Source organism: Allobosea psychrotolerans, from assembly GCF_002917105.1.
Lineage (GTDB): Bacteria > Pseudomonadota > Alphaproteobacteria > Rhizobiales > Beijerinckiaceae > Allobosea > Allobosea psychrotolerans.
The window spans coordinates 424560-436013 of sequence record NZ_PQFZ01000002.1 but is presented as its reverse complement, the minus strand read 5'-3'; the positions used below and the strand labels follow the sequence as shown (position 1 = coordinate 436013).

Genomic DNA, 11454 nt, shown 5'->3' with positions numbered 1-11454 from the left:
CCGAGCCTGCGATCTTGCCGGAGAACAGACTGACGCTTGACGGATGCCGCCCGACGGATTCCACTGGAGTATCCGTGCTCAGTCTGACACGGTTTTACTCCGGGCATTGGAGACTTGTTTGGCCAGCGATACCGAGGCGGGATCCGAGGCTCAGACGCTCGCTTCTCCCGCAAAGCTTCTCGTAGAGGCGGTCTCCGATATCGGTTTGCTCATGATCGATGCGGACGGCCTGATTGCGAGCTGGAACGCGGGTGCGGAGCGCATCAGCGGATGGCGCGAAAATGAAATGCTTGGCCGGCATTTCTCGACCTTCTTCACGCCCGGCGATATCTCGGCAGGCAAGCCGGAGGCCGAGCTTGGAAAAGCGAGGCAATTCGGGCGGACCGAGGAATATGGCCTGCGCGTCCGCAAGGATGGATCGCACTTTTCCGCGCATGTGACCATCACGCCGTTGCGCGACCGTTCCGGGGCTATTTACGGCTTCGCCAAGGTGATGCGCGACATCACCGAGCAGATGGCTGCCGAAGGCAGGCTCAAAGCGCGCGAAGCCCATCTACGTTCCATTCTGGAGACTATTCCTGACGCCATGATCGTCATCGACGAACAGGGCATAATCCAGTCCTTCAGCACGGCAGCGGTTCGCCAGTTCAGTTACGAGCCGGCAGAGGTCGTGGGGAAGAACATCAAGATTTTGATGCCGGGACCTTATCGTGAGCAGCATGATGGATACCTGCATCGCTATCTGACCACCGGCGAACGCAGGATCATCGGTACAGGTCGCGTCGTCGTCGGCCAGCGCAAGGATGGTTCGACCTTTCCGATGGAGTTGTCGGTCGGCGAAATGCACTCAGGCGGCAGCCGCTACTTCACCGGGTTCATTCGGGATCTGACGGAACGGCGGCAGACCGAGACGCGTCTCCAGGAGCTTCAGGCCGAACTCGTTCATGTGTCCCGCTTCACGGCGCTTGGAGAGATGGCGTCGACGCTCGCCCATGAGATCAACCAGCCCCTCACCGCGATCGCAAACTACCTGAAGGGGTGCCACCGCATTCTGCAGCGCATGGAGGGAGACCAGGTTGCGCTCCTGCGCGACGGCGTCAACCAGGCTGCCGATCAGGCTCTTCGGGCTGGTCACATCATCCGGCACTTGCGGGAGTTCGTGGCGCGGGGCGAAAGCGAGCGGCAGGTCGAGGCGCTTCCCAAGCTGATCGAGGAAGCCAGCGCACTCGCCCTGGTGGGGGCCAAGGAGAAGGGTGTCCGGATCATATATCGCTTCGACGAGAACGCGCCCCTGGTGCTTGTCGATCGCATCCAGATCCAACAGGTTCTCCTGAATCTGATCCGCAATGCCATTGAATCGATGCAGGACAGATCGCGACGGGAACTCGTCGTCGCAACACGAGCCGATCTTTTGGAGAAACTCGTCGAGGTTTCGGTATCCGATACCGGTGCCGGCATTTCCCCCGATATCGCCGACCAGCTGTTTCAGCCCTTCGTGACGACAAAGAAACAGGGTATGGGAGTTGGCCTCTCGATCTGCCGGACCATTGTTGAGTCGCATGGTGGCCGCATCTGGGTCGCGTCCATTCCGGGGACGGGCACGACGTTCAGCTTTACCCTGCGATCTGTAGATCCCGAGGAAATGGCCGATGGGAAATGAAGCGATCATCCATGTCGTCGATGACGATCTGGCCGTACGGCAGTCGCTGTCTTTCCTTCTTGCATCGGATGGATTGCCCGTCCGACTTCATCAGTCGGCCTCCGCGTTTCTCGCCACGGTCGAAGATGGATTGACCGGGTGTATCCTGACCGACGTCCGGATGCCGGGCATCGATGGGATCGAGTTCCTGCGCCGGCTGAAAGCCCGTGGCTTCACAATGCCCGTGATCGTTATGACGGGGCACGCAGATGTGCCACTTGCGGTCGAGGCGATGAAGCAGGGCGCCATCGACTTCATCGAAAAGCCCTTCAATGACGATCTGCTGCTGGCGGCGGTGCGCATCGGCCTTGATAGGCACCAGCGCGAAACACAGCATCAAGCTCAATCGGTCGAGATAGCGGGGCGGCTCAAAGCCCTATCCGAACGGGAGAAGCAGGTTCTCGATCGACTTGTTGCCGGCAAGGCCAACAAGGTCATTGCCTTCGAACTCGACATCAGTCCACGGACGGTCGAGATCTATCGTGCCAATGTCATGACGAAGATGCGCGCCGGCAGCCTCTCCGAATTGGTACGGTTCGCCCTCTTGGTCGAGAATGGAAGCGAAACGACCGCGAGACCATAAGGGGTTTCCCTGAATTGGAAATCCCGGTGCTTCTGGTCCAATCCGGCGTGACTATCTGGCACGTCCTGTGTCCGATGGCATTGGATGGGGCCATAGGATGTCAACCGACACAGGGCCGATCATCGTCGTCGACGACGATGAAGCGGTTCGGCAGTCACTGATATTCGTTCTCGAGATCGAGGGCTTGCAGGTGCGCGCCTATTGCGACGGCGCGCAGCTTCTCGCCGAGCCGAACATGCCGACTCACGGCTGCCTGATTGTCGACTACAACATGCCCGGGATGAACGGCATCGAGCTCGTCGAGCATCTGCGCGACCGCCATGTCGACCTGCCTGCCATCCTGATGACAGGCCGGGTATCGGATCACATTCGCCGAAAGGCGGGTAAGGCCGGCTTCAATCGGGTGATCGAAAAACCTCTGCAGGATGATTCTCTCGTTGAGACCATCCGCACCGCCCTTGCCTCCGGGCACCCGGCCCTCAGGGATATCCCTTAGGACAGCATCTGAATTTTCCCAGTATGCGCGAAACGGTAGCTCTTCTGCAAGACACAACCATTCTGCAGAGGGCGCCATGCAAACGATTTCCGCACCCCATGTTATGCAATTTCCGGCGTGGATGGCTCGAGGCGCTGCGCGCCAATCCGACACCCGCCCTGCATCGGCGCCGAACGAGGCCCGGCGCAGCTTCGCAAAGGAAGCGGGCATCTTTACCCAGGGCGACCAAGCGCAGTCCTATTATCGCGTCATGGCCGGAACCGTCCGGACGTACCGCGTTCTCAGCGATGGCCGCCGGCAGATCGACGCCTTCCACGTGCCTGGCGACATCTTCGGAATTGAGATGGGCGAGGTGCGGAGCATGAGTGCCGATGCCGTCGAGCCCGTTACGCTGCTGCAGTATCGCAATCAGCCGCTGGCCGAACTTGCAACGGATGATCCTGAATTCGCCCAACAGGTTATGGGGGCGATGCTGCAGGCATTGGAGCGCGCGCAGGCTCATATCATGCTTCTGGGGCGCAAGAGCGCCGTTGAAAAACTGGCAACCTTCCTCCTCGGCATCGCGGATCGGCTCTCGGGACTTGGGTGTGTCGACTTGCCGATGTCCCGCATCGATATCGCCGACCATCTCGGCTTGACGATTGAGACGGTCTCGCGCTCGCTGACGCAATTGGAACGCGCTCGCTACATCGAACTGCCCGCGCATCGCCGCTCGATCATCCTGAAGAACATCTCCGCACTCAGGCGGCTGGACTCATGAAAGCCAAATCGATGTCGATGGCCCGATACGCGACCAGCAAGGCGCAACCAAACGACCAAGCGCAATATCCGGCCTTCGGCGAGGTGAGCAATGCCTCCAACTGGCCGGGGCAGCCGCGCGCGAGCCAAGCAGTGCCGCCGAGAGCCCACATGGCAACGGATGGGAAGCGGCATGATGTTGGTGACGCACATCTCCCGGCCCCGGGGTGGATGGCCTTGCGCATTCTGGCCGGGACCATGAGCGACGGAGGTAAGAGGTCGCTTTCGCACTTGGACGCCTGATGCGACCGAACTGATACCGTTCCGGCCGTGGCACTCTCCGGCCCAGCTGTCCATCCAAAGCTCGCGATGGACGAAGGCTCCGCAGTGATGCGGAGCCTTCGTCGTTTCGGATCGGCTGGCAGGATTGCGTGTTCCTGGCCGTCCTCATGACGCCGATGTGCGGGGCTCGACCTGACGGACCGGCCGGCGCAGCGGCGGAGCCTTGGTCGACATGACCTTCGCAGGCGATGCACGCGACGGTTCGAGCTTCAACGGACAGAACTCGGAGATCGAGGACGAGGATGAATTGGAACCGGCTTGACCGGCCGGGGGTTACAGTCTTGCTCGCGCCGATCGACGCGTTTCCTGCCGCGGCTCCACATGCCCGGGACGACTTCATGATCGACCAGCACTCAGCAAGGAGAAGCTCACGATGAAAGACAGCGTCAAGGAACACATGGAGGTCATCGGGGCCGACGGTGTGCATGTCGGGACGGTCGATCGCTTCGAGGGCGGCCGCATCAAGCTCAAGATGAGCGACAGCTTCGGGAAGCATGAGGGCCATCATCATTACATCGAGGCCGGCTTCGTGGCCGGCGTCGAGGGGAACAAGGTTCGCCTCTCAGCGAACGCTGACATCGCAGTGACCCTGGAGGAGGAAAAGTCCGGGCGATCGGTCGATCCCTGATGCCTCTCGAGGCCGTCGCACCGGCTGCGCAGCGCTGGGGCAAAGCCTGCGATCTCAACCGCTCCAGCACGATTGTTGAGCGGCATCTGCAGGAGACTTTTGCGTTCCGGATGCTAACGTCAGCCTCCGTTACCCTGGCGCCGGTGAGCCCGTGACTGCTGCGTCCGCACATCATGTCGTCATCGTCGGAGCCGGCTTCGGCGGCCTTGAAGCGGCGCGCGATCTCGCCGGCGCGCCGGTGCGCATGACAGTCATTGATCGGCGTAATCATCACCTGTTCCAGCCTCTGCTCTACCAGGTGGCCGTTGCCTCGCTCGCGACATCGGAGATAGCCTGGCCGATCCGGGCTCTGCTGCACAGGCACAAGAACGTCACGACGCTGCTTGGGAGCGTCGTTGGCGTGAATATCCGAGAGAAAGAGGTTTTGCTGGATGGTGAGCCGTCGATCGCTTTCGACACCTTGATTCTGGCGACCGGCGCGCGCCATGCCTATTTCGGCCACGATGAATGGGAGCCCCATGCGCCCGGCCTGAAGACCCTCGAGGATGCAACCAAGATCAGGCGTCGCATCCTGTCGGCCTTCGAGCAGGCCGAGTGGGAAACAGACGAAGCGCGGCGCGCCACATTCCTCACCTTCGTGATCATCGGCGCAGGCCCGACCGGCGTGGAGCTCGCCGGCACGATCGCCGAGCTCGCCCGGGATACGCTGCGCAGCGATTTCCGCAATTTCGATACGCATAGCGCGCGCGTCGTCCTCATCGAAGCCGGCCCGCGCATCCTCTCCGGCTTCAGCGAGGATCTATCGGCTTACGCCCACCAGGCGCTGACGCGTCTCGGGGTCGAGATCAGGCTCGGGCACGCTGTTTCAAAATGCGGGGAGGACGGCGTCGAGCTCGGCGACGAGTTTCTCCCGGCAAGGACGATTTTGTGGGCCGCGGGCGTGGCGGCTTCGCCGGCGGCCGATTGGCTGAATGCACCCGCCGACCGGGCAGGGCGGGTTCTTGTGGAGGACGACCTCACTGTCCCCGGACATCCCCACATCTTTGTGATCGGCGATACGGCCCATGTCGCCGCGGCGGACGGAAAACTTGTTCCGGGCGTCGCGCCGGCGGCCAAACAGGAGGGGCGCTATGTCGCCGCGATGATCAAGGCCCGGTTAAGCGACGGAAGCGTGCCGCCGCCATTCCATTACAAGAACGCCGGCAATCTCGCGACGATCGGCAAGCGCGCGGCAATCGTCGATTTCGGCTGGATCAAGCTGAAAGGCCGCTTCGCCTGGTGGATGTGGGGTATCGCGCACATCTTCTTCCTGATCGGGTTGCGTAACCGCCTCGCCGTCGCCTTGAGCTGGCTGTGGATCTATATCAGCGGGCAGCGCAGTGCCCGCCTCATCACGCAGGGCCAAGCGAAGAAAGGCGAGGCGCCGAATTAGAATAGGATGACTTTACTCCTGGCGTTAAGCCAAGGAGAGCAGGTGGTTGGACGCTTCTAGCGATCATCCGCGGCCATATTCATAAGCCGATCCCTGACGCCAAGCAGGGTCTGGCACACGCTTTCCAGCTCGCTGACCGAGAAGCCGGCTGCGAGTTCGGGGAGGTGCGCCGTTAGCAGCTCGCGCAGCACGCCGTTGAAGCGGGCCTCGCCAGCCGGTGAAACCACCAGGCCGTTCTCCTGCTCGAACGCCGCGTTCCAGGCCACCGCCTCCTCCCGAGCTAAACCCGTGGGCAGATCGAGCTTCAGTGTTCCCTCGCTCAATCGCACCGGATAACCGCCCGGCAGGCCGTTCGGCCCCGGGACATGGCCGCGCCACTCCCGGCCTGCCGCCATGGCGAGCAGCATCGGCACGCCGCTGGCGCCCGAAATCTCGATCACCGGCTCCGGCGTCAATTGGATGTCCGCAAAGCGCGCGAAGACATCATCGACCTCACGGCCGTCGATCCAGACGCGCGGCGGCGTTCCACGACGCTCGGCCGGCAGGCGTCGCCAGGCCGCGAGGTTTTGATAATGGGCGAGAACCTTGATCTCCGCGCCGGCGGGAACCGAAGCCGAGCCGGCGAAGACATTGGACAGGATGGCGACATTGCCCATGCCGCAGGCGACATCGTGGCCGAGCGCCGTGATGATGCTGTTGACGACATCCGGGAAGCTGCAGTTCACGAGCGTGATCGGCCTGCCAGAGCGGCTGATCGCTGCCGCGACACGGGCGCTGATCAGCGCCTGGAAGACGGCGGTCGCGCTCAGGCCACCCTCGGCAACGAGGCGCGTCCAGGCATTGCCGCGCTGGGCGATGACCTGCGAGGTCTGGATCGAGGCGGCCTGCACCAGTATGCGCGGACCGGTCGCCGCGAGCACTGCGTCGGCAGCGTCGGGCGCCAGAAGGTCGATCGCGTGCGTGTCGAAGCGCGCCGGTTTGCCGAACAGGGCGGCGCGGGCATTGGCAGCGGTACGCAGCCAGCGCAGCCGCTCCTGGTTGCGGCCGGCGATCGTGACATGCACCGGCTGATCCGCGGTCGCGGCGATGTCGAAGGCGATGCGGGCTGCGAAGCCGCCCGTGCCCGAAATCAGGATGTCGCAGCAGTTCATCTCAACGCTCCACCAGTGCGGCGCGGTCCCAGCAATCATCGAGCCGGGGCGACAGCTTGTGTTTCATGATGCGCTGGCTTGCGGTGCGCTCGAACTCGTCGACCAGCGCGATGTAGCGCGGGTTCTGATAGGGGGCGAGCCGACGGCCGAGCCACGCCGACAGGGTCGCGGGATCAAGGCGCGCGCCTTCGCGCGGCTTGACGAACAATTTGATGTCCTGCTCGCCGATATCGGCCGCGACGCCGATCATGGCGCAATCCTCCACCGCCTCGTGCTCGGCGGCGACATGTTCGACCTCCCAGGCCGAGACGTTCTCGCCGCGGCAGCGCACGCTGTCGGTCATGCGGCCGTGGAAATAGAGGTTCCCGTCGGCGTCGAAGGAGCCGAGATCGCCGGTGTGCAGCCTGCCATTGCGCAGCGCCTTTGCGGTGGCCTCGGGATTGTCGAGATAGCCCGGAAAGAGCGCGCCGGGCAGCGTGGTCTCGACAACGATCTCGCCGCGCTCGCCATTGGATACGGGGTGACCGTCAGGGCCCAGCAATGCAACGCCGAACCACGGCATGCAACGGCCGACCGAACCCACGACGCCGCTGTCGTTGCAGGTGGTGATGCTGGAGGCTTCCGTCATGCCGTAGCATTCGCGGATCTCGACGCCGAAGCGCTGCTGGAACTGAGGCCAGATATCGGGCGGGCAGCCGCCGCCCCAGGCGATGCGGACGCCATGATCGCGGTCGAGCGGGCCGGGCGGCTGCTTCAGCAGGATCTGCAGGATGCCGCCGAGATAATGGATATGGCTTGCGCCCTCGGCCTTGACCTGCGCCCAGAACCGGCTGGCGCTGAAGCGCTCGACCATGGCGAGCGTGACGTCGCGGATCATCGGCAGGGGCAGGAGCTGCGCCCCGCCGATATGATAGAGCGGCTCCCAGACGAACAGCACCTCTCCCGCCTGCGCTGCGGAGACGAGGCCGACGCCCTCGGCCGCCAGCCGCAGCATGCGGTGCGAGACGATGACGCCCTTGGGACGACCGGTCGTGCCCGATGTGTACATGATCGCGAACACCGCATCGGGCGCCGGAGGCGGTTGGTCGAAAGCGGCGGTCTCAGCGAGGATGGCGTCGAGACCGTCCCCCCGTCCATGGATGAGGAGCCTGGGCGCATCGTTCGAGGGCAGCGCCTCGACGACGAGTGCGGCGAGGTCGTCATCGACGATGACGAGCCTCGGGCCGGAACGGCTCAGCAGATAGCGCAGCCCCTCGCCGCGCTGCTGTGCGTTGACGGGAACCCAGGCGACGCCAGCCTTGGCCAGGCCGAAAACGCAGGCGATCGCGGCGATGCTGTTGCGCATCATCACCGCGACGCGCTCGCCGGGCGCTATGCCGCTTGCGCGCAGATAAGCGGCGAAGGTCGAGGCCTGCCGGTCGAGCGCGCCATAGCTCACCGGCTCGCCGTTGAAGCGGGCATAGGTCCCGTCGGGATCGCGCAGGGCGCGCTCGTTCAGCAGGCCGACAAAGCCGTCATCATCGAAAGGCATGGGATTCTCTGGATCGTCGCAAATCGGGTTCAAGGCGTGCGGCGGAAGCGTTCTGCGGTCACGAGCATCACTGTGACCACCACGAAAACGACCACGGATACGGCCGCCAGGGTCGGATTCAACTGCAGGATCATGTCGTCCCACATCTGCTTCGGCAGGGTCGTCTTGATTCCGCCGCTGATGAAGATCGCGATCGTGAGCTCGTCGAAGGAGGTGATGAAGGCGAAGAGGAAGGCGGCGACCAGGCCACCTTTCACCAAGGGAATCGTCACGCCGACCAGGGTGCGCAGGCGATTGGCGCCGAGCGTGGCGGCGGCCTGGTCGAGGCGCTGGTCGTAGCTCTTGAGCACGGCGGCGATGGTGACGAGCGTGAACGGGATCGCCAGCACGGTATGGCCGATGATGAGGCCCAGATCCGTCGCGATCAGGCCCATCCGGGCAAACAGATAGAACAGCCCGACCGCGATGACGATGCGCGGCACGATCATCGGAGCGAGAAAGAAAGCGAAGATAAGCCCGCCCCAGCGCGTGCGGCTGTTGGCCAGCGCGAGCGCCGTAAAGCCGCCGACCGTCGTCGCGGCGACCGCGGTGGCGAAGGCGACGAGGAAGGAGCGGATCGTCGCCTGGATCCAGAGCGGCGAGGCGAAATAGGTCTCGAACCAGGTCAGGCTATAGCCCGGCGGTGGAAATTCGAGGAACTGCGAGGAGGTGAAGGCAAGCGGGATCACGAGCAGCGTCGGCACCACGAGGAAGGCGATCGTCAGCCAGGCGACGAGCGGCAGGAGCAGGCCACTCCCGCGCTTGCCGAGAACCATGCGGGTGAGCGCGGCGAGCTTGCCCGCCAGTGCCGCGATCCAGCCGAGGATGACGAGACCGAGATCGCGGATGCGTCCTGTGCTGACCTGTGCGGAGCCGCCGGCAATGGTCGAAAGGCCGAAGAGCCGGTCATAGAGCCAGCAGGAGATCAGCGCGGTTGCGAGCATCATGGCCGCGAGCGCTCCCGCGAAGGGCCAGTTCAGCAACTCCTGGATCTGGGTGATGATGAGCTGCGCCAACATGGTCTCACGGCGACCGCCGAGGAAGGCCGGCACGATGAAGAAGCCGAGCGAGGAGATGAAGACGAGCAGCCCTGCGGCGGCGACGCCAGGCAGCGAGAGCTTGAAATAGACCAGCCAGAAGGCGTGAGCGGGCGAGGCCCCGAGCGTCTGCGCCGCCTGGACGAGGCGCCGGTCTATGCCGGCCATGACCGGCAGAAGCGTCATCACCGCCAGCGGCACCATGGCGTGAACCATGCCCACCATGACGCCGAACTCGTTGTGGAGCAGCGCCAGCGGCTGATCGACGATCCCTGAGCCCGTCGCCAGCGCATTGATGATGCCGCTGCGGCCGAGCACGATCATCCAGGCGAAGGTCTTGACGAGATAGCTCGTCCAGAACGGCACCATGACGAAGAGCAGCATGCGGCCGCGGAACATGTCCGGCAGGCGCGCCAGCCAATAGGCCAGCGGGTAGCCGATCAGCAGCGAATACAGAGCCGTGTAGCCGGCGATGCGGAAGGTGATACCGAGGACGCGCAGATAGACATCCGTACCGGCGATGCGCTGATAGGTGGCTGTCGAGAAGGCCCCGGTCGCGGGATCGACGAGGCTCAGGCCCAGGAGCTGGGCGACCGGATAGGCGAAGAAGACGCCGAGGAAGATGACGCCCGGCAGTGCGAGCCAGAGCGGCCCGAGACGCGGCAGCCGCCAGCCCGCCCGATGCGGCCTCGCTGCGATTGCGCCGCTCATGACACCAGCACCGCCTTGTCGCGTTGCCAGCCGGCGACGATGCGCTCGTCGAGGCCTGGAACGGTTTCGCCGGGGCCCAGGCGCAGCACAAGTGTGGCGCCATCGCCGAGCCTGGCGATGATCCGCGTCTCCGAGCCGGCATAGACGATCTCGCTGACCGTCCCCGAGACGCTGTTACCGGCCTCGGCGCCGAGATGCAGATGCTCGGGGCGGATCACCAGGGCGCCCTTGCCGTCGTCGCAGCGCGCGCCATCGGGCAGGGCGAACAGGCCATGCGCGGTTTCGAGGGCGCCATTGGCGGTCGCCGTGCCCCGGAAAATGTTCGAAATGCCGATGAAGTCGGCTGCGAAGGCCGTGCGCGGGCGCTCATAGATCTCACGCGGCGTGCCGAGCTGCTCGATCCTGGCATGGTTCATCAGGCAGATCCGGTCGGACAGCGCCAGCGCCTCCTCCTGATCATGCGTGACATAGACGATGGTCGCACCGCTTTCGCGATGCAGCCGCTTGATCTCGATCTGCATATGCTCGCGCAGCTTCTTGTCGAGCGCGCCCAGCGGCTCATCCATCAGGATGATCGAGGGCTGGTAGACGAAGCAGCGGGCGAGTGCGACGCGCTGTTGCTGTCCGCCCGACAATTCGCGCGGAAAGCGCTGGGCGAGATGGCCGAGATGGACCATCTCGAGCGTGTCTGTGACGCGCCTGGCGATCTCCGCCGCCGCCCGGCCGCGCATCTTCAGCGGAAAGGCGATGTTCTCGGCGACCGTCAGATGGGGGAACAGCGCGTAGTGCTGGAACACCAGCCCGATGTCGCGCTGATGCACCGGCGTGCGCGACTGGTCGCGCCCGTCGATGATCACGCGGCCTTCGCTGGCCTCCACGAGACCGCAGATCAGCTGCAGCAACGTCGTCTTGCCGGAGCCCGAAGGGCCCAGCAGCGTGAGGAACTCGCCTTCACCGACGCTGAGCGAGCTCGCTTCGAGGGCCGTGGTCGCGCCATAGCGCTTGCACAGTCCCTCGACGACGAGCTTGGGCGGCCTCTCGCCGCCGTGAGGCTGGATCGCCACTAC

General features: G+C 64.2%; 10 protein-coding genes. 6 read left to right on the top strand and 4 right to left on the bottom strand.

All coding sequences use genetic code 11. From position 1 onward, the window contains the following. The first annotated feature begins 118 nt into the window (after positions 1–118). The 6 genes from CYD53_RS05100 to CYD53_RS05070 all read left to right on the top strand — a co-directional run bounded on the left by CYD53_RS05100 (position 119) and on the right by CYD53_RS05070 (position 5918). Positions 119–1660 (top strand): PAS domain-containing sensor histidine kinase, encoded by a 1542-nt coding sequence (locus CYD53_RS05100; RefSeq protein WP_281261242.1) that lies wholly within the window; start codon positions 119–121, stop codon positions 1658–1660. Further along, positions 1650–2282 (top strand): response regulator FixJ, encoded by a 633-nt coding sequence (fixJ, locus tag CYD53_RS05095; RefSeq protein ID WP_103717006.1) that lies wholly within the window; start codon positions 1650–1652, stop codon positions 2280–2282. Before CYD53_RS05100 ends, fixJ begins: the two co-directional genes overlap by 11 nt. A gap of 97 nt (positions 2283–2379) precedes the next feature. Further along, positions 2380–2778 carry a response regulator transcription factor gene (locus CYD53_RS05090; RefSeq protein WP_103717005.1) on the top strand — a complete coding sequence of 133 codons (399 nt, stop codon included), beginning with the start codon at positions 2380–2382 and terminating at the stop codon, positions 2776–2778. 76 nt (positions 2779–2854) lie between these two features. Then, positions 2855–3538, top strand: coding sequence for a helix-turn-helix domain-containing protein (locus CYD53_RS05085; RefSeq protein WP_245928087.1), 684 nt, complete (start codon positions 2855–2857; stop codon positions 3536–3538). Between the two features lie 693 nt (positions 3539–4231). Then, positions 4232–4486: a DUF2171 domain-containing protein gene (locus CYD53_RS05075; RefSeq protein WP_103717002.1), complete on the top strand. Its 255-nt coding sequence runs from the start codon at positions 4232–4234 to the stop codon at positions 4484–4486. A 151-nt stretch (positions 4487–4637) separates the two neighbouring features. Beyond that, positions 4638–5918, top strand: coding sequence for an NAD(P)/FAD-dependent oxidoreductase (locus CYD53_RS05070; RefSeq protein WP_103717001.1), 1281 nt, complete (start codon positions 4638–4640; stop codon positions 5916–5918). Positions 5919–5974: 56 nt separating this feature from the next. On the opposite strand, the gene CYD53_RS05065 is transcribed toward CYD53_RS05070, so the two are convergent. The 4 genes from CYD53_RS05065 to CYD53_RS05050 are packed head-to-tail and all read right to left on the bottom strand — an operon-like array spanning position 5975 to position 11451. Further along, the gene (locus CYD53_RS05065; RefSeq protein ID WP_103717000.1) at positions 5975–7069 is read right to left on the bottom strand and encodes a hypothetical protein; all 1095 of its coding nucleotides are present in this window, start codon (positions 7067–7069) and stop codon (positions 5975–5977) included. Between the two features lies 1 nt (position 7070). Then, positions 7071–8600, bottom strand: coding sequence for an AMP-binding protein (locus CYD53_RS05060; RefSeq protein ID WP_103716999.1), 1530 nt, complete (start codon positions 8598–8600; stop codon positions 7071–7073). A gap of 29 nt (positions 8601–8629) precedes the next feature. Beyond that, positions 8630–10387: an ABC transporter permease subunit gene (locus tag CYD53_RS05055; RefSeq protein ID WP_103716998.1), complete on the bottom strand. Its 1758-nt coding sequence runs from the start codon at positions 10385–10387 to the stop codon at positions 8630–8632. After that, on the bottom strand, positions 10384–11451 hold the full coding sequence (locus tag CYD53_RS05050; protein ID WP_245928086.1) for an ABC transporter ATP-binding protein: 1068 nt from the start codon (positions 11449–11451) through the stop codon (positions 10384–10386). Before CYD53_RS05050 ends, CYD53_RS05055 begins: the two co-directional genes overlap by 4 nt. Between the last annotated feature and the right edge of the window lie 3 nt (positions 11452–11454).

Coding starts and splice junctions, on each gene's coding strand:
- fixJ (WP_103717006.1), top strand. CDS start 1,650: ATGGGAAATGAAGCGATCATCCATGTCGTCGATGACGATCTGGCCGTA.
- CYD53_RS05090 (WP_103717005.1), top strand. CDS start 2,380: ATGTCAACCGACACAGGGCCGATCATCGTCGTCGACGACGATGAAGCG.
- CYD53_RS05085 (WP_245928087.1), top strand. CDS start 2,855: ATGCAAACGATTTCCGCACCCCATGTTATGCAATTTCCGGCGTGGATG.
- CYD53_RS05075 (WP_103717002.1), top strand. CDS start 4,232: ATGAAAGACAGCGTCAAGGAACACATGGAGGTCATCGGGGCCGACGGT.
- CYD53_RS05065 (WP_103717000.1), bottom strand. CDS start 7,069: ATGAACTGCTGCGACATCCTGATTTCGGGCACGGGCGGCTTCGCAGCC.
- CYD53_RS05060 (WP_103716999.1), bottom strand. CDS start 8,600: ATGCCTTTCGATGATGACGGCTTTGTCGGCCTGCTGAACGAGCGCGCC.
- CYD53_RS05055 (WP_103716998.1), bottom strand. CDS start 10,387: ATGAGCGGCGCAATCGCAGCGAGGCCGCATCGGGCGGGCTGGCGGCTG.